Raw genomic sequence first — 22,394 nt, 5'->3', positions numbered from 1 at the left:
TGTAAAAAAAAGCCTGAACAATGTCAGACTTTTTTATGTTTGAATAAATTAATGATAACCATGTAATTGACGATACAGTCCTGGTGTTACCCCTGTCCACTTTTTAAATGCTCGGTGGAAGGTACTGGTTTCACTAAAGCCGACTTGTTGTGCCACATCTTCTAAAGTTAAAGATGGGTTTAACAGTAAGTGAATTGCAGCGTCTCGACGTAAGGCATCTTTTACACCTTGATAGCTCTTACCTTCAGCAGCTAAGCGACGGCGAAGCGTCTGTGGTGATAAATAAAGCATGGCTGCAACATCATTTAATGTTGGCATTTCTTCACCAATTTGGCTCTTCAATACTTCACGAATACGTGATGTGAGCGAATTGGTATTTTTGAATTTCACCAACAGTTTCGCTGGAGCACCTTTTAGAAACTCTTCCAAGGTGTTTTCATCTTGGCGAATTGGAAGATCTAAGTAGTCTGCAGCAAATGTGATTTCAGTACGAGCTGAATCAAATTGGATTACTGGCGCAAAAAATAACGCATCATATTCATCTGCATGTTGTGGGCGTGGATATGAAAAATGTACACGCTCTAACGGGATACGACGCTCAATGAGCCACGATGCCAAACCATGCCAGATCATGAGCATACTTTCAGTAATGAAATGGTCAGGATCCATTGTTTTTGGAATGAGTGGAACTAAGCGTGCTTCATGCTTATCGCGCTCTAAAGTCACAGACCACTCATCACCAAATAACTTGTAGAACTGTGATGATAACTCAAGCGCATCACCTAAAGTTTTGGCATGTATGATCAATTGACACATGATCGCAAAGGTCCCTAAGCGACGTGGCTGGATATCAAAACCAACGTGTTCATCTTGGGTGACCATCCACAGCATTTTAACAAAGCGTGTGTACTGCTCAGGAGAAATACGTGCTTTAGGTTGGCGGAGTAGTTCAGCTTCAATGCCGACATGTGAAAGTAAAGTGTCAACATCCATCCCTAGACGTTTTACCCCAGTCAGGGCTGCATTCACAAAATGGATACTTATCGTATCGCGACTCATGTTAAATCCTTCAGTCTCTTTGATGTTCACTGCTACTTGACCTAAATGACACAAAAAATAATTTAATTGGCAATTATCACTAGAGTAATTGCTCTTTTACATCATAAATTGCCGAAATGATCAAGGTAAATGGCTGAACATGACATTGTTAATCTTGTTTTATATTTCTATTATGGGTGAAAAATCAACATATTCTTGGTGAAAATAACAATGACAGCTGCATTAAAGGGATTGAAAGTTTTAGATTTTTCCACATTATTACCCGGACCCTTTGCGACCTTGTACTTAGCAGATCTAGGGGCAGAGGTGGTCCATATAGAGTCACCAAATCGACCAGACCTTGTCAGAATGTTGCCACCTTATGCAAATGGTCAAGCCACGGCGCACAGTTATTTGAATCGTAACAAGCAGTCGATTGCCCTAGATTTAAAAGATAGTCAGAGTATTGAACTCATTAAATCAAAAATTTCAGAATACGATATCGTCATTGAGCAGTTCCGTCCTGAAGTGATGCGACGTTTAGGACTCGACTATCAAACTTTATCTGAAATAAACCCACGTCTGATTTATTGTTCAATAACAGGATATGGGCAAACAGGTCCTTATAAAGATAAAGCGGGACATGACATTAATTATGTTTCGCTTTCAGGGATTGCTGGACATTCAGGTCGACAGGAAAATGGACCACCACCAATGGGGATTCAAATTGCAGATGTCGCAGGCGGTTCTTTACACGCAGTGATCGGCATTTTAACAGCCGTGATCGAAAGGCAACGAAGTGGTTTAGGTCAATATATTGATATCTCTATGACGGATTGTGCGGTGACTTTAAACAATATGGCCGCGGCAGCTGTACTTGCAGGTGGGCAGAATCAGTACCCTGAAAATGAACATCTGAACGGGGGAACATTTTATGACTATTATCAAACGCAAGACGGGCGCTATATCTCAATTGGAAGTTTAGAACCTCAATTTATGACAGGTCTGGCAACTGTATTAGAACTGCCTATCTTATTGGAAAAAGGAACTTCATTTGATGTTGAAGATCGAAAAGCAGTCAAGACTGCCATCGCTGATAAAATCAAGGAAAAAAGTTTTGATGTATGGCGTAAAACATTTTCTGAATTAGACGTATGTGTAGAACCTGTGTTAAATCTAGACGAAGCTCTGACGTCAGATTTGGCTCAACAACGTGCTTGGACAGTGGATGTACCTCTAAGGAAAGATGCAAATGAGGTAGAAAAACAGTTGGCTTGCCCAATTAAATTTTCAAGATCCAAGGCACAATATCATTATATTGGCCAAACACTGGGTGAAGGGAACTGGTAGTCAAAGTATTGAATATATGAAAAAAAAGAACCGATTTGTATCGGTTCTTTAATCTATGTTTTCATACAATAAATGAAATACTTTAGACTAAAGTCTATAATTGTCATGGAATGAAATTAGGCTGAGTCCCAATGGATTTAATTCAAGTAAATGGTCAACCGCGCTATGGGCGTTTTACAGAATTGCCAAGTGCAATTTCTGTCTCAAAATATATTTATAAAACGCCATATGGCAAAGTGCTCAAAGGATGGAGAAAAAAACTTAAATATAAGAAATTTAAGTTTTGTAGTATCCAACATGAGCATTACAGCATTGGGATGGCTATCGTCGATATCGCTTGGGCGGGACATGGTTTCATCTATATTTATGACCATAACACCGGACAAGTCGTCGAGTGGAATGCGATTAATGTATTGGCACACAGTACGGTTTTAGATGAACAGCCACTATTTAATCATAGCCATTTTCAACATGGAAAAATCCAACTCGATATCCAACATGCCAATGGTGTTCGTTATATCAAAGTGATCAAACATGGTGAAGAAAAACTGTCTGCACGAATCTTTTGTGCTGGAACAGATCCTTTGTCGATGTGCAGTCCTACTGGTATAAATGGTTGGACCTATACTCAGAAACTAACTACATTGGCCGTTGAAGGGTATTTCATTAATAAACAAAAAGAAAAAATTGAATTTAACTCACGAACTTTTGCTTCGCTTGATGATACTTGCGGTTTTCTAAGACCTGAAACGGCTTGGTTTTGGCTATCTTCTAATTTTTGGGATGCGCAAGGAAACCGTGTGGGTTTGAATCTTGCCTCTGGCGTGAATGAAAGCTTTGGCAATGAAAACTGTTTGTGGATTAATGGACGCCTTTATGCGTTGACGGATGTTCTTTTTGAAATGCAAAATGATCAGATGTGGACCATACGATCTATGGATGACAAATTACAATTGACCATTGAAACAGGCTGGCGCCGTTATGAAAATCTTAATCTTAGAATGGTAGGCAGCCAGTTCAGTCAGTGGCAATCTAAAATTACGGGTTTTATTATTTCAGATGATGGTCAGCATATTGAGCTTAATCAAGAGTATGGACTATTAGAGCAACATTACGCTAAATGGTAACGGCGTCATAACAACAAAAAAGTCCGATTGATCGGACTTTTTTTACATTCTTTTTTATATCGCAGCTTCCCAAAAAGCTTCACCTGCTTGAAGTGGATCTTGAGTTTCAGCGAGCGTATCAACCCAAACTTGGTATTGATGAATAATAGGGTGTTGATTTGGGTGAAAATCAGCTTTAAACCAGTCTAAATATTCTCGTTTTTTTGCCGTTAAAATGCCATCTTTTCCAAGCAACCATTTCAAGCCTTGAGCAAACATTTTTAACCTTTCAATTCGAGTAAAACCATCTTGTTTGAGAAGTCCATGTGTTCTTTGCATGGTAAATCCAAACATCATAAGCGTAACTAAAACCAAGGCGGTATAACGTGTAAGGTTTGAAGTCTGCGCTACCTCGATCATAACATCATAAGCAACATCGCGATGTTCCATTTCTTCAATACTATGCCATGCAAATAAACCCCGGACAAAAGGATGTGCATGGGCCATCGTACTTTTATGACTGAAAAATGTCGTTGCCATTAAAGCGGTTAAGTGTTCGCATGAAGCGGTGATCGCAATATTAAAACGATCAGGATACCTTTTTAACGCATGTTTGAAACGTTGATTGACTTGATGAATATATTTTTCAATCGGCATACCTTGCTCAATTAAAATTTTATTCATTTTGTCATGGGCAATACCGTGTTGCGCTTCTTGTTGAATAAAGTCTTTCACACGTTTGGCTAAGACAGGATCTTTAATATGCGGTTGAAATAGTCGGACACACTGTATGAAATATCGTTCTCCATCTGGAAATGTCAAACTCAAAGCATCAAATACACGTGTTTTAAAAGGATCGTTGTTAAACCAAAATCGTGGTACTTCGTTGAGTCGGAAATCAAGGTGCTTACGAATCACTGGATGGTATGTGGTAATTGCATTCATTTTATTTTTATCACTTATGCAGAAAGAACAAGTATGTAAAAAAATCACATTAAGGTCATTATCTCTACAGGACAAAAGAAGAGAGAAGGAGATTAAAACTGTAAGTAATGTTGGCTAAATCATCCGAATAAAAATGATTTAGCCAGTAATAGAAATACTATCGAGCTGCTTGCCAGAATGCTTCACCAGCTTGAATTGGATCATTGGTCTCGGCTAATGTTTTTACCCATACATCATATTGGGCAATCACAGGATGTTGGCTTGGATGGAAGTCTTTTTTAAACCAATCTAGGTATGGACCTTTCATTCTCGTTAACATGCCATTTCGACCGATAAACCATGGAAGTCCTTTGACGGTCATTTTGAAACGGTCTAAACGACTAAATCCGTCATACTTCAACATGATATTGGCACGATAAGTTGTAAATCCAAGCATCATGAAAGTTGTAAATGCCAAAGCAAATTGTCGAGTAAGTTCTGGAACATCACCGACTTGTTTCATGACATCAAAAGCCACATCACGATGCTCCATCTCTTCGATAGCATGCCATGCTAAAAGCGCGCGCACATAGGGGTGAGCATCTTCAAGGGTTGCTTTTTGACTATAAAAAGTATCAGCCATTAATGCAGTTAAGTGTTCGGCTGCAGCAGTCATGGCAATATTATATTGAGGTGAACGACGTGTCAGTTCGAATTTAAAAATTTTGTTAAGAACCTTAATAAATTGATCGACAGGCATACCTTGATCTTTCATGACCTGATTCATCTTGTCATGCGCAATTCCATGCTGTGCTTCTTGTCGAATAAAATCTGCGACGCGTTTTTGTAATTCAGGGTCTTTGATTTTATCTCTAAATAATCGAACTGATTCAATGAAGTAGCGCTCTCCGTCTGGGAAAGTTAGACTCAATGCATCAAACATACGGGTTTTGAATGGATCTCCACCAAACCAAAAACGAGGAATTTCTGAGAGCTTGAAATTGAGATTCGTGCGTACGACAGGATCAACCTGATATTTTACCAATGCGTTCATCTTATTTTCATTCATCCGCTTTAGATCGTTTAAGTATGTATGGCATTGGTCTGATTGTTTTGACAGTACTTGCCATTTTTTATACATTTTACGACAAATGAAAATGAATAAAGTCAATTTTGCCTAAAGGAATAGTGCATCGTGAAAGATATTCAAATACCCAATGGATATTTCCATTTATGGCAAACATTTATTCAAGTGAAACAGCTCGATAAAGAGATAAAGACTGCGTTAAATCAGGATGTTGATACGCTGAATAAAATTTTGGCAGCACCGATTGCCATGCAATCATCATATTCTTTTTTCTTAAAACTTAACTCTCTCACGCAGGTTTATTTGAATCGCGCCAATTATATTTTTGAAATGGCTCAATATGTGAAACCTGAGCATTTTGGTGTGCTTGGATATATGGCGACACGAAGTGAGACGGTGGCGGAAGCACTGAACTATATTTTAAGATTTAGCCGCTTGGTGATTGATGGTGAAGAGATTACACCCATGCAGATTCACCAGAACGGTGAAATACTGATTTTAAGCTGGCCGTTTATTTGTGATGACTATAATTTTATCAATGAGCTGACGAATGCCATGATGGTTTCATTGGCAAAGCAAATATTAGTGCATGATACCTTTCCACTGTATAAAGTGATCATGGCGCATGAAGCTATCGCACCATTGTATGAATATCAAAAGTTCTATGGTTGTCAGGTAGAGTTCAGCCAAGTTGAATATCAGTTTCAAATTCGCACTCAGGGGTTGCAGCTAAAACCCCAACAAGCAGATCCTTCACTTATGCAATTGTTGGTTCAACAAGCGGAAGAGGCGATTGCATCAAAACCCGTGCAATCGAGTCTTGATCGGCAACTCCACTTAATTATTGCTGAGTATTTGCGTATTCGTCACGAAGCGCCAAAGATTGAAGATATTGCGACAGAATTATGTTTGTCGGTGAGGACTTTGCAACGACAATTAAAAGATCGCGGAACATCATTTAAACGCATACTTGAGCAAGAGCGGATGTCACAATGTGAGCGCCTATTAAATCAGGGGCTAGAGTTAACGGATATCGCAGTGCAACTCGGTTACTCAGATCAGTCTGCGCTTGCTAGAGCATTTAAAATGTATAATGGAATAACGCTGTTGCAGTTTAAAAAACAACTTAAACAACGACCAACTCACCACCATAATCTAAGTTAGATTATGGAAATAAAAAAGGTAAGCATGTAGCTTACCTTTAAAGACTTCACTTTTATGCCAGTCTAAAATTGATTCATCTGTATTTTGGGATATCTAAAAGCAATGGAGAGTATAGCAATCACCGCTAAGATCCAGCAGTAATAAACGTTTTGGATCATTTCCATTGGCGATAATTTTGCAATTGAACATGCCAATAATAATTGTGCGCCAAACGGAATTAAGCCTTGAACAACACAAGAAAAAATATCCAACAAAGCAGCCGAGCGTTTTGGGTCAACACCATATTCTTTAGCAACTTCACGTGCCATATCGCCAGATAGAATAATGGCAACCGTATTATTTGCCACAAAGAAATTAGACAAGATTACCAGAAGGCAGATTCCGATTTCACCAGCTCTTTGCGTTCCCACTTTGAATAAACGCGTAAGTTGATAAATGCGTTGTATTAGCCACTCTAAGCCACCTTCTTTTCGCATAAGGGCAGAAATACCACCGAGTAACATTGAAAGCAATGCGACTTCAAACATGCCCAAAAAGCCATCGTAAATCGCAATATTTAATTTAAGTAGGTTAAAGTCGGGGGCTTGAATCAGACCGACGAGTCCAGACATAACAATGCCCAGCATCAGTACAGCCAACACATGTAATCGGGTAAAAGCCAAAGCAAATACAGCTAAATAAGGTAAAATCAGCCAAAAATTATAGTCATTGAAAGAAACTTGTTGCGTATCACGACTCATCACAAAATAAATCAAAATCGTGAAAAGTGCTGCTGGTACTGCAATCCATACATTGACTTTAAATTTATCTTTTAGTTCTACACGTTGACTACGAGTTGCGGCGATAGTGGTATCTGAAATCATTGACAAGTTATCACCAAACATGGCTCCTCCAACCACAGCACCAATCGCAACAACAGGATTTATATCGGTGACTTGAGTGAAGCCAAATGCGATCGGCGCACAAGCAGCGATAGTACCCATCGAGGTGCCCATCGCAGTAGCAATAAACGCTGAAATAACAAAGAGCATTGGCAGGACAAAAGCCGAAGGAATGAGAGATAAACCTAATTGTACTGTTGCATCAACACTACCAATGGCACTACTAATACTGGCAAAAGCACCTGCCAGCATAAAGACCATAAACATTAAAATAAGATTAGGATGGCTTGCCCCACGGAGAAACTCATCTATACCTGTATTTAATTTGCCACGATAAAGTAATACCGCAAGAATGAGGGCAGGGATAGCAGCAATGGGTGCTTTAATTTGGTAGAAGGCAAACTCAGTGCCAATCAGAGTGTGATAAATACCGCTGCCCAAAAAAATGGCTAAAAACACAATAAGCGGTAGAAGGGCAAGCGCTCGCGAAGAAGCTTTGCCTGGGGAGATTGTGGTCATAACATAAGAAATAAAAGAGTAAGCATGTATAGTATAGAACAGCTTTGGCTAATTCAGAAAAGTTAAAATGTAAGTGCTAAGCTATTTGTTTTTAAACATTTTTAATCAATAAACATAAGTTCATATAAATATTCATGATTTAGAAAAAACAGAAAAAATCGAGCTTTTTGATCATTGTTAAAAAAATCAAAACATTGATAAATATGCACTTGGAATACTTAACTGAAAAGAGTGTTTGGTGCTTTTCATCACACTCTGTTCAATGAGTAAAAAATAGCGTTACAATGGGCCGTCTTGTATTTTACAAAACCAACTCCTCAATTCTATACAATTCAAGGAAAGTACATCCCTATGTCACGTTTAGCCACACGATTTGCACAGCTTAAATCTCAACAGCGTAAGGCTCTAGTTTCTTATGTCATGGCAGGTGACCCTCATCCACACGTAACGGTTCCTTTGTTACATCAAATGGTGGAAGCAGGTGTGGATGTAATTGAACTTGGCTTACCATTTTCAGATCCAATGGCCGATGGTCCAGTGATTGCACTTGCGGCTGAGCGTGCATTGGCAGCCGGTACAAATACATTGGATGCATTGGAAATGGTCAAGCAATTCCGTGAAAAAGACACAGATACACCAGTGGTGTTGATGGGTTATTTGAATCCTGTAGAAGTCATTGGATATGAAAAATTTGTATCAACTGCTCATGACTGTGGTGTGGACGGTATTCTGTTGGTGGACTTACCACCTGAAGAAGCACAAGCGCTCGATGTTGTCTTGAAAAAGTTTGATATGGATCAGATCTTCTTGTTGGCGCCAACATCTACAGATCAACGTATTCAACATGTCGCTAATCAAGCGAGTGGTTTTATTTATTACGTGTCTTTGAAGGGTGTAACAGGTGCAGCGACTTTAGATGTGAATGAAGCTGCTCAACGCATCGAAAAAATCAAGTCGATGACGGATGTACCTGTTGGTGTAGGTTTTGGTATTAGTGATGCAGCCTCTGCAAAAGCAATCGGAAGCGCAGCGGATGCGGTCATTGTTGGTAGTGCTTTTGTTAAACCATTTGCACAGACAACTCCTGATCAAGCAGTTGAACAGGCGGTCAATAAAGTCAAGGAGCTTCGAGCAGCGCTCGATGAGTTAGTATGAATCAAGAAGTTAAATCAGGGAAAACTTTAGCACCTGCAACACCTTGGACAGATCGTTCAGTACCAGGTATTCAAATCCCTGATCAACAGCAATCGTTAAAAGCGACGTTTACTGAGCCTACGATTGAATGTCCAGAATGTCATGCTCTGGTGACTCGTACGGCGATGTCTTTCAATGCTTATGTTTGTCCTCAATGTGATGAGCATTTAAAAATGAAAGCACGTGACCGCTTAAATTGGTTCTTTGATCAAACCGCAAAAGAATTAGGTCAAGAGTTTGTTGCAAAAGACCCACTCAAGTTTGTGGATAGTAAAGCTTATCCTGTGCGTATGAAAGAAGCACAAGAGAAAACTGGCGAAACTGAAGCACTCGTGGTGATGGAAGGACAAATCAAAGGTTTATCATTAATCGCTTGTGCATTTGAATTTGATTTCATGGGCGGTTCGATGGGAACTGTAGTTGGTGATCGATTTGTACAAGCAGCAGAGCGTGCGATTGAAACCAAACAGCCAATGATTTGTTTTGCTGCCTCTGGTGGTGCTCGTATGCAAGAAGGAATGTTATCTTTAATGCAAATGGCACGTACGTCAGCTGCGATTCAAAAAATGAAAGATGCTCGTATTCCGTACATTGTTGTATTAACTCATCCAGTATATGGTGGTGTGACCGCATCTTTAGCCATGTTGGGTGATGTGCATATTGCTGAGCCTAAAGCAATGATTGGTTTCGCTGGTAAACGTGTCATTGAACAGACTGTACGCGAAAAGTTAGAAGAGCCGTTTCAACGTGCTGAATTCTTGCTTGATCATGGTGTAGTCGATCAAATTGTTCATCGTCACGCATTACGTGATACAGTTTATCGTATCGTAGCGAAATTGATGAATTTGCCTTGAACCTCACTGCTCCACTCAGTACAGATAATTTACAAACATGGCTCGATTATTGGAGCCATGTTCACGTTACAGGAATTGATTTAGGGCTTGAACGCGTCATTCCTGTGGCTGAAAAATTGGGCGTTACACACCCGCAAGCGAAAGTCATTACTGTCGCTGGTACGAATGGTAAGGGTTCAACAACCACAACCTTAGCTTCTATTCTGAATGCTCAAGGATATCAAGTCGGTTTGTATCAATCTCCGCATATCTATCGTTTCAATGAGCGTGTAAAACTCGCAGGTCAGGAAGTTTCAGATGAGCTTCTGATCGAAGCATTTGTTCAAGTTGATCAAGCACGACGTGAATGTGATTTAAGTTTATCTTTTTTTGAAGCAACAACCCTTGCAGCTTTTGTCATCTTCAAACAACAGAAATGTGATGTTTGGGTATTGGAAGTTGGACTTGGGGGACGTTTGGATGTTGTGAATGTCGTTAATCCAAATGTTGCGGTCATTACCAATATTGGATTGGATCACACAGATTGGCTGGGTGACACCATTGAAAAAATTGCTTTTGAGAAAGCGGGTATTATTCGTCCAGATATTCCAGTCATTTTTGGTGGGCAACAAATACTTCCAACATCAATTCAGGATAAAGTCATTGCATGTAATGCGACGCTGTCATGTCTAAATCAGGATTATTTTTATCAAGCAAATGGTGATGGTAAAACTTGGACATTTTCAAGTTCAGCACTGACCTTAAAATTACCATGTGGTCAGTTGGCCCTAGATAATGTTTCTACTGCCGTAGCTGCATTATTGGTCAGTGGATTGAAAATTTCTCAAACTGCACTAGAGCAGGGCATTATTCAAGCACATTTACCAGGTCGATTTGAAATAAGGGAAATCGCAGGAAAAACAGTGATTTTCGATGCGGGACATAATCCGCATGGTGTAGAATTTTTGTTAAAGCAATTGCGAAATTATTTAGAATACAATAAACAGTACACAGAAGTTATCGCTGTGTTTTCGATGTTAGCGGATAAAGATATAGATTCAGTCGTTAATTTATTGAAAAACACGGTATTTACGTGGAAAATTGCGCCGATGGATGTGCCTCGTGCAGCACCATTAAAACAATTAAAGTCAGCGCTTCAAGGTGAGACAGTACAACAGTATTCAAATGTACAGGTCGCATTTAAATCAGCACTTGAAGAAACAAAAAATAATCAGCTGATTTTGGTGTGTGGTTCGTTTCATACCTTAGAAGCGGTCTGGGAGTATTTAGAGAATGTCAATGAATAACAAACAACGCTGGATGGGTGGTGTTGTTTTATTGGGTGGTGGTGTTTTATTGGCAGCATTACTTCTAAAAGGCAAAGAAGAGATCCACCAAAATAATGTTGAACAACCGGTTGAAGCTGTTCAACAAAAAAAGAATGAACCTGAAGCAGTACAACTTCAACCTCTCACAGTTGATGTGGAAACTGAAAAGCGTTTACTTGAAGAGCAACGACGTGCTCGTGAGAAAGCTGTGGCAGAGCAAGAGGCGCGTGCTGCTGAATATTTAAGAATGCAACAAGAGGCCGAAGCTGAAGCCGCACGTCGCGCTGCTGAAGAATATGCTGCAATGAATGCTCGTCGAAACGCTGCTCAGCAAAGTTCAGACAATATTCCTCCTGAATTGGTTGAGGATGAAGCTGAAAAGAAAAAGCGTTTGGCTGAAGAAAAACGCATAGCTGAACAGAAGCGTTTAGCTGAGCAAAAAGAACAACAGGCGAAATTCTCAGAAGAACAAAAGCGTAAAGCCGAAGCAGAAAAACGTGCAGCTGAAAAGAAAGCAGCAGAGCAAAAAGCTGCTGAGGAAAAACGTAAAGCAGAAGAAGCGAAGAAGAAAGCTGAAGCTGATAAAAAAGCTGCAGAAGAGAAAAAACGCAAAGCTGCTGAAGAAGCGAAGAAAAAAGCTGAGGCAGAAAAAGCTCGTGATCTGCTGGAAAATGGAGATCGTCAATGGATGGTTCAAGTGGCATTGGCTGCGAATGAGGCGAATGCAGATGCGCTTGCGGCTAAGCTTCGTGCCAAAGGATATAAGGTAACGAAGAGTCCAACGTCGAAAGGTATTCGAATTATGGTTGGTCCATCTAAAGATCGTGATTCGGCAGATGCGTTACGTAAGAAAATTAACAGTGATGCAAGTTTAAATATGAAATCAGCATGGGTGATTGATTGGGTACCACTGGATAAGCGTCAATAGTTTCTTGCTTTGTTTTAGAAAAAAGGATTCAAACTATAATTTGAATCCTTTTTAAATCAATATGTTAAAGATTATAAGCCATAATCAAAAAAAGCCTATCTGAGGATAGGCTGAACGCTGAAACTTGATGGTTCGTCAAAATTAATCAAGATCAGGTTGAGGTGTTAAACGTAGATAAGGTGTCACTGCCTTGTACCCTTTAGGGAAGCGTTGTTGAATTTCATTTTCGTCTTTAATAGACGGAACAATCACAACATCTTCACCATGTTGCCAGTTTGCAGGGGTTGCCACTTTATAGTTATCTGTTAACTGTAATGAATCTATAACACGTAAAATTTCATGGAAATTGCGACCAGTTGACGCTGGATAAGTAATAATCAAGCGTACTTTTTTATTTGGATCAATGATCACAAGAGATCGGACCGTTAGGGTCTCGTTGGCATTGGGATGGATGAAATCATATAAAGTCGAAACTTTACGATCCTGATCAGCAATGATTGGGAAGTTCACCGTGGTAGACTGAGTTTCATTGATATCTTTAATCCAACCATGATGTGATTCAACATCATCTACAGAGAGAGCAATCGCTTTAACATTACGTTTTTCAAACTCGTCTTTTAGTTTTGCTGTAAAACCTAATTCCGTCGTACATACGGGAGTATAGTCGGCAGGGTGTGAAAATAAAACTCCCCAATGATCTCCTAGAAAATCATAAAAATTAATTACTCCTTCACTTGATTGCTGTTCAAAGTCTGGAGCGGTGTCACCTAAACGTAATGCCATATATACCTCTATTCTTATCAAAACCTTAATGTGCTGAAATTAATATGGCGGAAACTCTTTATAATTAAAAATAGTGTTTTTTTATTTGGTTATGAAAAAAACAGATTTATTTGAATGTCTGAAGGCAAATAAACGTTCGTAAATTTGAATTTGAACGATATATATTTCTGATCAAATTTGCTACATTAACTCGCCGTTGCTCATGCGTCATGGAAAATAATCCAGAAATTTTTTGATTGCATTTGTTTAAAACCCTTGTACTTCAAATTTCTAGCACCATAATAACGTTTGAGAAAAATCATTTTGATAAGTAAGTTTTAGAGAGTCTATATGTTGGCAAGTCTGATCGGAGGAATCTTCGGTACTAAAAACGAGCGCGAATTGAAGCGTATGCGCAAAATTGTCGAGAAGATCAATGCGCTCGAGCCGACGATATCTGTGTTAAGTGATGCAGACTTATCTGCAAAAACAGAAGAATTCAAACAACGTTATAAAAACGGCGAAAGTCTTGATCGCTTGTTACCAGAAGCTTTCGCAGTATGTCGTGAAGCTGGTAAGCGTATTATGGGTATGCGTCATTATGACGTACAGTTGATTGGTGGTATTACCCTACATGAAGGTAAAATTGCAGAAATGCGTACAGGTGAAGGTAAAACCCTAATGGGTACTTTGGCTGTATATTTAAATGCAATTAGTGAACAAGGTGTTCACGTTATTACTGTCAATGATTATCTGGCGCAACGTGATGCTGAGTTAAACCGTCCACTTTATGAATTTTTGGGATTATCTGTTGGGGTGATTTACTCCATGCAGAATCCTGTCGAAAAAGCAGAAGCTTATCGAGCAGACATTACCTACGGTACAAACAACGAATTTGGTTTCGACTATCTTCGTGACAATATGGTGTTCTCGTTAGCCGAGAAAAAACAACGTGGTCTTGCTTATGCGATTATCGATGAGGTTGACTCAATCTTAATTGACGAAGCACGTACTCCACTTATTATTTCGGGTCAAAGCGAAGATTCCTCACAACTGTACGCGGCAATGAATGCGATTCCGCCAAAGTTACATGCTCAAAAAGAAGAAAAAGTTGCAGATGGTGGGCACTTCTGGATCGATGAAAAGCAACGTTCAGTCGAAATCACAGAAGCTGGTTTTGAAGCCATTGAAAGTGAACTTATTGCGATGGGATTATTGGCAGAAGGTGAGAGTCTATATTCTGCAGCCAACTTAAATCTTGTTCATCATGTCACAGCTTCTATTCGTGCACATTACTTGTATCATCGTAACGTGCATTATATCGTCCATGACGGTGAAGTGATTATTGTCGATGAAAATACAGGTCGTACGATGCCTGGTCGTCGTTGGTCTGAAGGTTTGCATCAAGCGGTAGAAGCGAAAGAAGGTTTAGAAATTCAACCTGAAAACCAAACGCTTGCAACGACCACATTCCAAAACTATTTCCGTTTATACCGTAAACTTTCAGGTATGACAGGTACAGCAGATACTGAAGCTGCTGAAATGAAAGAAATTTATGGCTTAGATGTGGTGTTGATTCCAACCCATCGTCCAATGATTCGTAAAGATCTGAATGACTTAATTTATTTGAATCGTAATGGTAAATACAATGCGATTATTGAAGAAATTAAGAAAATTCATGAAGCTGGTGTTGCACCGATTTTGATTGGTACGGCAACAATTGAAGCTTCTGAAATCTTATCGGATAAACTGAAAGAAGCGGGTATCGCACACGAAGTGCTGAATGCCAAACAGCATGAGCGTGAAGCGGATATTATTGCACAAGCCGGCTCTCCACGTGCCGTGACTATTGCGACCAACATGGCAGGGCGTGGTACGGATATCTTGCTCGGTGGTAACTGGAAAGCGAAACTGGCGAAAATTGAAAATCCAACTCCTGAAGATGAAGCACGTTTAAAAGCAGAATGGGAACAAAATAACCAACTGGTGCTGAATTCTGGTGGTTTACATATTATTGGTTCTGAACGTCATGAATCTCGTCGTATTGATAACCAATTACGTGGTCGTTCAGGTCGTCAAGGTGATCCAGGTGTTTCGCGTTTCTTCTTATCGTTAGAAGATGATTTGATGCGTATCTTTGCGGGTGATCGTGTCGTCGCAATGATGCGTGCAATGGGTCTGCAAGAAAATGAAGCCATTGAACATAAAATGGTGTCTCGTTCGATTGAAAATGCGCAACGTAAAGTTGAAGCGCGTAACTTCGATATTCGTAAGAACCTGTTGAAGTATGATGATGTAAATAACGAACAACGTAAAATTATATACTCACAGCGTGATGAAATTCTGGCAGAAAGTACATTGCAAGAATACATCGAGTCAATGCATGAAGAAGTGATGAAAGGGGTGATTGAAACGTATATCCCACCTGAATCAATTCATGATCAGTGGGATGTACCAGGTCTTGAATCTGCATTACGCTCAGACTTTAATATTGATCTTCCTGTGCAGCAATGGTTGGATCAAGATCGTCGATTAGATGAAGAAGCATTAGCACGTCGTATCACTGATGAGGTTTTACAACGCTATCGTGCGCGTCGTGAACAAATGGGTGCTGAATCTGCAGCAGTGTTAGAACGAAACTTTATGTTAAGTTCTTTAGATCGCCACTGGAAAGATCATTTAGCAGCGATGGATTATTTACGTCAAGGTATTCATTTACGCGGTTATGCGCAAAAGAATCCTGAGCAGGAATATAAGAAAGAAGCATTCAATCTGTTTGTAAATATGTTAGCTGTCATTAAGTCTGATGTTGTGACAGATCTTTCATTAGTACGTTTACCAACGCCTGAAGAGTTGGCAGAAATGGAAGCACAGCAGCAAGCTCAAGCTGAAGCGATGCAACTTTCACTTTCTCATGCTGAAGTTGATGGTTTAACAGGTGAGCAAACAGTTAATACTCAAGAATTGGATCAGAATGAAGTTGAGATTACGCCACCTCAAAGCCGTAATGCACCTTGTCCATGTGGTTCTGGTTTAAAATACAAGCAGTGTCACGGTAAAATCTAAATTTCATGAAGCAGAACTTAGGTTCTGCTTTTTTTATTTTATTATAGTGCTTGGTCAGTTCATGTGAATAAGCATTGCCAATTTTCTCAGTTAATGCTATTTAATTTTGCATGATTGAATATATGGAAGCGACAATGAAAAAAATACTAAAACCGGCTTTATTTGCAGTTTTTGCTTTACCAGCTTTTGCATTTGCCAATACTGATACAAAAACTGTACCTCTAGCGAAAGTTCAAGCAGCTGCGGGTGTTACTCAAGCACAAACTGAAGTTAAAAATGACTCCACAACGGTGATAAGTCCACGCACTGGTATTCGTTATACACTTGGTAATACGGCTGGTCGACCAATTATTCTTCAAACAGCTGCAATAGCACCAGCAACACCAGCTACAGCAAATCGTATTGTTGCATCAAATCCAGCTCTTTCAAGTTCAAGTCAAGAAAAAGCAAAACAAGCTTTATTAGAACAAACTGTATCTAATTAATTTTAGAATTTCGTACTAAAGCCAGTCTTTGACTGGCTTTATTGTTTTTAGGGATCGAGATTTATTTCAAATCATTCATTTCAATCAACCCTAATGCCTTATTCACTCGATTTTTTTTCTAATTTCTAATAAGCTTAGCCATCATTTTTTTTAATTCGGACAATCAAAAATGGCGGTGGGTGACGTATCAATGCCACAAATGCATGTGGTAAAGGGTGTAAGAATTGGCTCAGCAGAAGCGTATGTACGTTACCCAAATCGACGTGACTTGGTTGTATTTGAATTTGCACAAGGCACTCAAGTTGCAGGTGTATTTACCCAAAATGCTTTTTGCGCAGCGCCAGTACATATTTCAAAACTGCATTTGTCTCAAACAAATCCACGTTACCTTGTAATTAATACAGGCAATGCGAATGCAGGTACTGGTCCTACAGGTATGAAAAATGCAAAGGACACTTGTGCTGAATTTGCCAAAATTGCTGGTGTAAATGAGAACGAGGTTTTGCCATTCTCAACAGGCGTAATTGGTGAACAATTACCCATGGAGCGTTTGATTGCTGGGTTAAAACCAGCATTTGAGAGTCTTGAAGATGATGTATGGCCTCAGGCAGCATCAGGTATTATGACGACGGATACTTTACCTAAGGGTGCTTCTGAACAATTTGAAATTGACGGGGTTGTTTATACAATGACGGGGATTTCAAAAGGTGCAGGAATGATCCGTCCTAATATGGCAACAATGTTGTCTTTCGTAGCGACAGACGCGCCTATTGCTCGTGAATTGGTTCAAAAACTATTAAAAACCACGGTTGAACAATCATTTAATCGCATCACGATTGATGGTGATACATCTACTAACGACTCTTGTATTTTTGCAGCAACTGGTCAAGCAGGTGGTGCTGAAATTACATCTAAAGAAGATGCTCGTTACTCTGTTGTTTTAGATGTACTTACACGTGTCATGAAGCGCTTGGCTCAGTTGATCGTTCGAGATGGTGAAGGTGCAACCAAATTTATAACTGTTTCAGTTGAAGGTGGTGCAAATACGCAAGAGTGTTGTGACATCGCTTACAGCATTGCACATTCACCTTTGGTAAAAACAGCGTTCTTTGCTTCTGACCCTAACTGGGGGCGTATCTTGGCTGCAATCGGTTATGCTGGTGTCCCAGATTTAAATGTCGACAAAATCCAAGTATGGTTAGATGATGTCCAGATCTGTAAAGATGGTGGTGCAGCGGCAGATTACACAGAAGAGGCTGGTGCTAAAGTAATGAATCAATCAGAAATTACTATCCGCGTTGATTTGGGCCGTGGTTCTGCCAAAGATACGGTTTACACCTGTGATTTGTCATATGATTATGTCAAGATCAACGCAGATTATCGTTCTTAAATAAATTAAGCCTCCCTGTTGAGGCTTTTTATTTATCAAATTTTAATGATTGGTCAAATCCAATCGGTGTGTAATTGCTTATATTGATAAGCGCTATGGATAGAGATGCAAATAATGAATGATGCAACCAATTTAATTGCAAATGATGCGAAAGCAATTGTTCAAGCTCATTTAGACCTGATTGGTGAATCTAACAATCAAGATTTAACACCAGAGTTAAAGCAGCAAAAATTTGCTGAGATCCAGGCTGAATTGGAAAAGCGTAATGCGGTATTGGTTGCTCATTATTATTGTGATCCGGTCGTACAGGAGCTTGCGGAGCTTACTGGTGGTTGTGTTTCAGATTCACTTGAAATGGCACGTTTTGGACGTGATCATGATGCGACAACACTCGTTGTGGCTGGTGTGAAGTTTATGGGTGAAACTTCTAAAATTTTATCACCTAACAAAACCATTTTAATGCCTACTTTAGAGGCAACTTGTTCACTCGATCTAGGTTGTCCTGTAGATGAGTTTACCAAGTTCTGTGATGCTCATCCTGATCATACTGTTGTGGTTTATGCAAATACCTCAGCTGCGGTAAAAGCACGTGCAGATTGGGTGGTAACATCAAGTTGTGCTGTCGAAATTGTTGAGCATTTAGATAGTTTAGGTGAAAAAATTATTTGGGCACCTGATCAGCATTTAGGACGTTACATTCAAAAGAAAACTGGAGCGGATATGTTGCTCTGGGATGGTTCTTGTATCGTACATGAAGAATTTAGAGCACGTGGCATCGCTCAGATGAAAGCCATCTATCCTGATGCTGCAGTTTTAGTACATCCTGAATCACCAGAATCGGTAATTGATGTTGCTGACGCAGTAGGAAGTACCTCACAATTGATTAAAGCTGCAAAAGAACTACCGCATGAAACAATGATTGTTGCGACCGATCGCGGTATTTTTTATAAGATGCAACAAATGGTGCCGAATAAGACTTTGATTGAGGCTCCTACGGCAGGTGAGGGGGCGACTTGTCGTTCTTGTGCACACTGTCCATGGATGGCAATGAATGAATTGGATGGCATTTTGCATGTTTTACGACATGGTGATCAGGAAGTGCATGTTGATCCCGCTTTAGCAGAGCGCGCTAAATTACCATTAGATCGAATGTTAAACTTTAGTGCGTCATTAAAGCGTTAATATTAGTCAAAATGCTTGATAAATATACATTTGAAGTGTTTTTTTGATTTTTTTTGAAGATAGGTGTTGACGTTATCCAGCGTCACGCCTAGAATGCACACCGTACCGAACGATACATCAAACGATAAGTTGAACGGTATAAAAGCTGAGATGAATCGGAGTATAGCACAGCCTGGTAGTGCACCTGGTTTGGGACCAGGGGGTCGTAGGTTCGAATCCTACTGCTCCGACCAATTCTTCAAGGCAAAGGTTTTCCAATGATCTCGCAATCATGGGTAATGCGCCTGTAGCTCAGTTGGATAGAGCATCCGCCTTCTAAGCGGATGGTCACAGGTTCGAATCCTGTCAGGCGCGCCATTGGTCGCTTGATTTTATAGAACCAAATTTTGTGATGGTGGATGTAGCTCAGTTGGTAGAGCCCCGGATTGTGATTCCGGTTGTCGCGGGTTCGAATCCCGTCATTCACCCCAACACAAACCGATGTAATCGGAGTATAGCACAGCCTGGTAGTGCACCTGGTTTGGGACCAGGGGGTCGTAGGTTCGAATCCTACTGCTCCGACCATTTATTTCATTATAAATGGTCAGATAAAATATACCGCGTTAAGCGGTTTTTTTATGTCTGATTTTTGCTGTTAAAAAAAGATCCTATCAGGATCTTTTTTTGTTGAATGTTTAAGGCACGATAATAACAGCAACGCGTCTATTTTCTGCATGGGCAGCGTCAGTATTTGCAGTATTAATAGGTTGGGTGGAACCGCGACCAATGGTTTGGATATGAGTAGGGTTAAAACCCTCTTCGATAAAAATAGTGCTTACGCTTCGGGCACGGCTTTCAGAAAGTTTAAAATTATAATCTGGATTGCCAATAAGATCGGTATGACCGACGATACGGACTTTCTTTAAATTGTATTTTTGTAGTTGTGCTGCGAGATGTTGAATCTGTTCACGATTTTTTTTAGAGATTTCAGCCTGATCGAAATCGAAAAGAAGTCGTTCGGGTAGTCCCAAACTCCAACCTTCCTCTGTGAGTACGAAACCTTGTTGTTTTAACATTTTTACTTGTTTATAGCTTAAAGATCCCATACCCAAGCATGCGCTTAATCCTATACAAAGAATGCTCATGATAAAAAGTTTGAAACTACGATTGAGCATAGGTATTAATCCTCAGTAAAAACTCTATTGTTGAAATATGTGCCAATGATGTTTTAGATTCTTCGCTTTGTACATCGCTTGGTCTGCTTGAGAAATTAAGTCCTCTGGGTTATGAGCTTCTTTAGCCAAAGCAATACCAAGACTAAAACTAAAATGAATTGATTGTCCGTTATATTTTAAGGGCTCATCAGAACATTTTATAAGATTTTCGGCGATCGAAATTAAGTGATCCACCTGACTGACAGGACTTAGGATAATTGCAAATTCATCACCGCTTAATCTTGCGACAAAATCATTTTGACGAGTGTTTTGTTTTAATCGTTTAGCCATTTCTTTCAACACTTCATCCCCTACTAAATGACCATATTGATCGTTAATAGACTTAAATTTATTGTTATCTATAAAAATCAAAACAGTATTTTCAAGTTTATCAGGCTGATCGAAAAGGCTACACAAAACTTTATAAAAGTAATGTCGGTTTGGTAATTGTGTTAATTCATCATGTTGTACTTGATAATTAAGCTGAGTATTTTCAGACTGTAACTGATTGTGCCAAGATTGAATTTCTTCTAATAGTTGATTAAATACTGAGTTTAGATGATGAAATTCTTGAATATCATTTTTTGGAAAGCGGAGATTATATGCTTTTTGTTGACTCACTAATTGTGCTGTATGAATAATTGGTGATATAGAATTCATAATATGACGATAGGTTGCATTAACCGACCACCATAAGGCGAAAATCATAAAAAGCATACCTAAAATCAAGGCTAAGCAAATCTTGATAATGAATAAAATGATATCTTGAGAACTGCCGAATAGATGAAGCTCACCGACCAATTGTCCATTGTGAGTAACTTCAATTTGAATCGGCTTAGAAAAAAATAATCCATCAAACCAAGTTTGAAGTTCTGAATGGCGATCTATCAGTTTACTGCTTTCAGTTATTTTAACTTTACTGCTATCCAATACTTGGATAAGGCGAATTGAATGTTGTTGTGTGTACTCGTGTAAAATATTGTCTAAAGTGTATTTATCTTGGAAAACAAGAGCAGGTTGAATGCGTTCCGCAATTGTGCGACTCACTAAGGTTAAGTTTTGATTGGCGTATGATTTCACCGTAAAAATTGAAATCGTTGCAAAAATTAAAGTGCAGATCAAAAAAGTAATCGCAAAAATTAAAAATTGTGATCTTCTAAATAGTGATTGGAGTGAAGTTAATCCAAAAAATTTATCAATCATCTGAATTACTCCATTTCTGTGCAAGAAGTAATACACGAGGATCAACGTGGATTTTGGTTTTTGCAAGACTGTCTAAATTGACTTTAAATTTTGTAATACCTGCTTTATTGCTATAGAGACAGAAAACACTTCCAACCTCGCAATCTTCATTATTTGTTGAAAATGAGAGAATTGACTTATTTAGTGATTCTCGGATGAGTTTTTGTTCGACTGTTGGAGAAGATTTAGAGAAAAATATAACATCACAATTGGTCTTGTTTAATTCATAATCATGAATATTTTGTGCTTTGATATTTGAATTTTGCTTTTGAATAGTTTGATTAAACTCTGCTAATGCCACAGTGTTATCAATTAGACATAAATCTGGTTGTGGAGATGAAATTTTGGCATAGCTCAAAATAGATAGAGTCATTTGATAAATGTTCTGGTTGGAATTGGCATGGCTAAAGCTGCACATCAAAAGCAGTAGGGAGATCAATACGGCTTTTTTGATTTTAAATATAGCCATTTAGTAACATAGTTCTAGTCAGTTAAATAATAGTGACTATTCTAATCTAATTTTAATAAAGTTAAAGTGTTCGATTTTTTATCAATATCATACTGAATGATGTGAATTTGACTATTAAATGCCCACTCAAAACTCATAATTTAAAAAAATACTAAAATATTGAAAAAAGAGGTTGCATTGGGGGAGGAATACTGTAGAATGCACATCCATCGGCGGTGATGTTGATTAAAACTTGTTGAAAAACAAGGGTTTA

19 protein-coding genes and 4 tRNA genes are annotated in these 22,394 nt (G+C 39.1%); 15 read left to right on the top strand and 8 right to left on the bottom strand.

What is annotated here, in order from left to right:
- Positions 1-48: 48 nt before the first annotated feature.
- Positions 49-1,059, bottom strand: a complete 1,011-nt coding sequence (locus tag AC1M9B_RS13480; protein ID WP_092768523.1) for an AraC family transcriptional regulator — start codon at positions 1,057-1,059, stop codon at positions 49-51.
- A 210-nt stretch (positions 1,060-1,269) separates the two neighbouring features.
- Between AC1M9B_RS13480 and AC1M9B_RS13475 the strand changes: the two genes are divergently transcribed.
- Positions 1,270-2,388 carry a CaiB/BaiF CoA transferase family protein gene (locus AC1M9B_RS13475; protein ID WP_481592334.1) on the top strand — a complete coding sequence of 373 codons (1,119 nt, stop codon included), beginning with the start codon at positions 1,270-1,272 and terminating at the stop codon, positions 2,386-2,388.
- Between the two features lie 131 nt (positions 2,389-2,519).
- Positions 2,520-3,515, top strand: coding sequence for a DUF2804 domain-containing protein (locus tag AC1M9B_RS13470; protein ID WP_180028606.1), 996 nt, complete (start codon positions 2,520-2,522; stop codon positions 3,513-3,515).
- A gap of 54 nt (positions 3,516-3,569) precedes the next feature.
- On the opposite strand, the gene AC1M9B_RS13465 is transcribed toward AC1M9B_RS13470, so the two are convergent.
- Both AC1M9B_RS13465 and AC1M9B_RS13460 read right to left on the bottom strand, forming a co-directional pair.
- Entirely contained in the window at positions 3,570-4,439 is an 870-nt protein-coding gene (locus AC1M9B_RS13465; RefSeq protein WP_481609288.1) for a metal-dependent hydrolase, read from the bottom strand.
- Between the two features lie 157 nt (positions 4,440-4,596).
- Positions 4,597-5,472, bottom strand: a complete 876-nt coding sequence (locus tag AC1M9B_RS13460; protein WP_035267930.1) for a metal-dependent hydrolase — start codon at positions 5,470-5,472, stop codon at positions 4,597-4,599.
- A 141-nt stretch (positions 5,473-5,613) separates the two neighbouring features.
- On the opposite strand from AC1M9B_RS13460, the gene AC1M9B_RS13455 reads away from it, so the two are divergent.
- Entirely contained in the window at positions 5,614-6,669 is a 1,056-nt protein-coding gene (locus AC1M9B_RS13455; protein WP_481590896.1) for an AraC family transcriptional regulator, read from the top strand.
- 62 nt (positions 6,670-6,731) lie between these two features.
- On the opposite strand, the gene AC1M9B_RS13450 is transcribed toward AC1M9B_RS13455, so the two are convergent.
- Positions 6,732-8,069: a Na+/H+ antiporter NhaC family protein gene (locus AC1M9B_RS13450; RefSeq protein WP_481592336.1), complete on the bottom strand. Its 1,338-nt coding sequence runs from the start codon at positions 8,067-8,069 to the stop codon at positions 6,732-6,734.
- A gap of 351 nt (positions 8,070-8,420) precedes the next feature.
- On the opposite strand from AC1M9B_RS13450, the gene trpA reads away from it, so the two are divergent.
- From trpA to AC1M9B_RS13430, 4 genes are read left to right on the top strand one after another with little or no spacing between them, the layout of a single operon-like run.
- Positions 8,421-9,224, top strand: coding sequence for a tryptophan synthase subunit alpha (trpA, locus tag AC1M9B_RS13445; protein ID WP_035267926.1), 804 nt, complete (start codon positions 8,421-8,423; stop codon positions 9,222-9,224).
- Positions 9,221-10,117 carry an acetyl-CoA carboxylase, carboxyltransferase subunit beta gene (gene accD, locus AC1M9B_RS13440; protein WP_035267924.1) on the top strand — a complete coding sequence of 299 codons (897 nt, stop codon included), beginning with the start codon at positions 9,221-9,223 and terminating at the stop codon, positions 10,115-10,117. Before trpA ends, accD begins: the two co-directional genes overlap by 4 nt.
- On the top strand, positions 10,114-11,403 hold the full coding sequence (folC, locus tag AC1M9B_RS13435) for a bifunctional tetrahydrofolate synthase/dihydrofolate synthase (RefSeq protein ID WP_481609287.1): 1,290 nt from the start codon (positions 10,114-10,116) through the stop codon (positions 11,401-11,403). The genes accD and folC overlap by 4 nt, the downstream gene beginning before the upstream one ends.
- On the top strand, positions 11,390-12,352 hold the full coding sequence (locus AC1M9B_RS13430) for an SPOR domain-containing protein (RefSeq protein ID WP_481592339.1): 963 nt from the start codon (positions 11,390-11,392) through the stop codon (positions 12,350-12,352). The genes folC and AC1M9B_RS13430 overlap by 14 nt, the downstream gene beginning before the upstream one ends.
- A 141-nt stretch (positions 12,353-12,493) precedes the next feature.
- Here AC1M9B_RS13430 and AC1M9B_RS13425 read toward each other — a convergent pair whose 3' ends face one another.
- Complete coding sequence (locus AC1M9B_RS13425; RefSeq protein ID WP_481592340.1) at positions 12,494-13,135, bottom strand: peroxiredoxin; 642 nt, start codon at positions 13,133-13,135, stop codon at positions 12,494-12,496.
- Between the two features lie 330 nt (positions 13,136-13,465).
- On the opposite strand from AC1M9B_RS13425, the gene secA reads away from it, so the two are divergent.
- The 8 genes from secA to AC1M9B_RS13385 all read left to right on the top strand — a co-directional run bounded on the left by secA (position 13,466) and on the right by AC1M9B_RS13385 (position 19,801).
- A complete protein-coding gene (secA, locus tag AC1M9B_RS13420) occupies positions 13,466-16,180 on the top strand; it encodes a preprotein translocase subunit SecA (protein ID WP_092768537.1) in 2,715 nt (904 codons plus the stop codon).
- 134 nt (positions 16,181-16,314) lie between these two features.
- Positions 16,315-16,665, top strand: a complete 351-nt coding sequence (locus AC1M9B_RS13415) for a hypothetical protein (protein WP_092768561.1) — start codon at positions 16,315-16,317, stop codon at positions 16,663-16,665.
- 169 nt (positions 16,666-16,834) lie between these two features.
- Positions 16,835-18,055, top strand: coding sequence for a bifunctional glutamate N-acetyltransferase/amino-acid acetyltransferase ArgJ (gene argJ / locus AC1M9B_RS13410; RefSeq protein WP_481592341.1), 1,221 nt, complete (start codon positions 16,835-16,837; stop codon positions 18,053-18,055).
- A 114-nt stretch (positions 18,056-18,169) separates the two neighbouring features.
- Positions 18,170-19,237 carry a quinolinate synthase NadA gene (gene nadA, locus AC1M9B_RS13405; protein WP_481590904.1) on the top strand — a complete coding sequence of 356 codons (1,068 nt, stop codon included), beginning with the start codon at positions 18,170-18,172 and terminating at the stop codon, positions 19,235-19,237.
- Between the two features lie 156 nt (positions 19,238-19,393).
- Positions 19,394-19,470 (top strand) — tRNA-Pro (locus AC1M9B_RS13400).
- Between the two features lie 47 nt (positions 19,471-19,517).
- Positions 19,518-19,594: transfer RNA gene (locus AC1M9B_RS13395), tRNA-Arg, on the top strand.
- Positions 19,595-19,631: 37 nt separating this feature from the next.
- Positions 19,632-19,707 (top strand) — tRNA-His (locus AC1M9B_RS13390).
- 17 nt (positions 19,708-19,724) lie between these two features.
- Positions 19,725-19,801, top strand: a tRNA-Pro gene (locus AC1M9B_RS13385).
- Between the two features lie 110 nt (positions 19,802-19,911).
- Here AC1M9B_RS13385 and yfiB read toward each other — a convergent pair.
- The 3 genes from yfiB to yfiR are packed head-to-tail and all read right to left on the bottom strand — an operon-like array spanning position 19,912 to position 22,090.
- Positions 19,912-20,391: an outer membrane lipoprotein YfiB gene (gene yfiB / locus AC1M9B_RS13380; RefSeq protein WP_481592342.1), complete on the bottom strand. Its 480-nt coding sequence runs from the start codon at positions 20,389-20,391 to the stop codon at positions 19,912-19,914.
- 24 nt (positions 20,392-20,415) lie between these two features.
- Positions 20,416-21,633 carry a diguanylate cyclase DgcN/YfiN gene (gene dgcN, locus AC1M9B_RS13375; protein ID WP_481596631.1) on the bottom strand — a complete coding sequence of 406 codons (1,218 nt, stop codon included), beginning with the start codon at positions 21,631-21,633 and terminating at the stop codon, positions 20,416-20,418.
- On the bottom strand, positions 21,626-22,090 hold the full coding sequence (gene yfiR, locus AC1M9B_RS13370; protein WP_481598035.1) for a regulatory sequestration protein YfiR: 465 nt from the start codon (positions 22,088-22,090) through the stop codon (positions 21,626-21,628). Before yfiR ends, dgcN begins: the two co-directional genes overlap by 8 nt.
- Positions 22,091-22,394 lie beyond the last annotated feature (304 nt).

The organism is Acinetobacter sp. ANC_7513, assembly GCF_056779915.1.
Note: the sequence above shows the minus strand (reverse complement) of the source record. Positions and strands in the feature narration are given on the sequence as shown.

Coding starts and splice junctions, on each gene's coding strand:
- AC1M9B_RS13425 (WP_481592340.1), bottom strand. CDS start 13,135: ATGGCATTACGTTTAGGTGACACCGCTCCAGACTTTGAACAGCAATCA.
- AC1M9B_RS13460 (WP_035267930.1), bottom strand. CDS start 5,472: ATGAACGCATTGGTAAAATATCAGGTTGATCCTGTCGTACGCACGAAT.
- AC1M9B_RS13470 (WP_180028606.1), top strand. CDS start 2,520: ATGGATTTAATTCAAGTAAATGGTCAACCGCGCTATGGGCGTTTTACA.
- AC1M9B_RS13465 (WP_481609288.1), bottom strand. CDS start 4,439: ATGAATGCAATTACCACATACCATCCAGTGATTCGTAAGCACCTTGAT.
- AC1M9B_RS13480 (WP_092768523.1), bottom strand. CDS start 1,059: ATGAGTCGCGATACGATAAGTATCCATTTTGTGAATGCAGCCCTGACT.
- yfiB (WP_481592342.1), bottom strand. CDS start 20,391: ATGCTCAATCGTAGTTTCAAACTTTTTATCATGAGCATTCTTTGTATA.
- secA (WP_092768537.1), top strand. CDS start 13,466: ATGTTGGCAAGTCTGATCGGAGGAATCTTCGGTACTAAAAACGAGCGC.
- AC1M9B_RS13415 (WP_092768561.1), top strand. CDS start 16,315: ATGAAAAAAATACTAAAACCGGCTTTATTTGCAGTTTTTGCTTTACCA.
- AC1M9B_RS13475 (WP_481592334.1), top strand. CDS start 1,270: ATGACAGCTGCATTAAAGGGATTGAAAGTTTTAGATTTTTCCACATTA.
- accD (WP_035267924.1), top strand. CDS start 9,221: ATGAATCAAGAAGTTAAATCAGGGAAAACTTTAGCACCTGCAACACCT.
- AC1M9B_RS13430 (WP_481592339.1), top strand. CDS start 11,390: ATGTCAATGAATAACAAACAACGCTGGATGGGTGGTGTTGTTTTATTG.
- argJ (WP_481592341.1), top strand. CDS start 16,835: ATGGCGGTGGGTGACGTATCAATGCCACAAATGCATGTGGTAAAGGGT.
- trpA (WP_035267926.1), top strand. CDS start 8,421: ATGTCACGTTTAGCCACACGATTTGCACAGCTTAAATCTCAACAGCGT.
- AC1M9B_RS13450 (WP_481592336.1), bottom strand. CDS start 8,069: ATGACCACAATCTCCCCAGGCAAAGCTTCTTCGCGAGCGCTTGCCCTT.
- yfiR (WP_481598035.1), bottom strand. CDS start 22,090: ATGTGCAGCTTTAGCCATGCCAATTCCAACCAGAACATTTATCAAATG.
- nadA (WP_481590904.1), top strand. CDS start 18,170: ATGAATGATGCAACCAATTTAATTGCAAATGATGCGAAAGCAATTGTT.
- dgcN (WP_481596631.1), bottom strand. CDS start 21,633: ATGATTGATAAATTTTTTGGATTAACTTCACTCCAATCACTATTTAGA.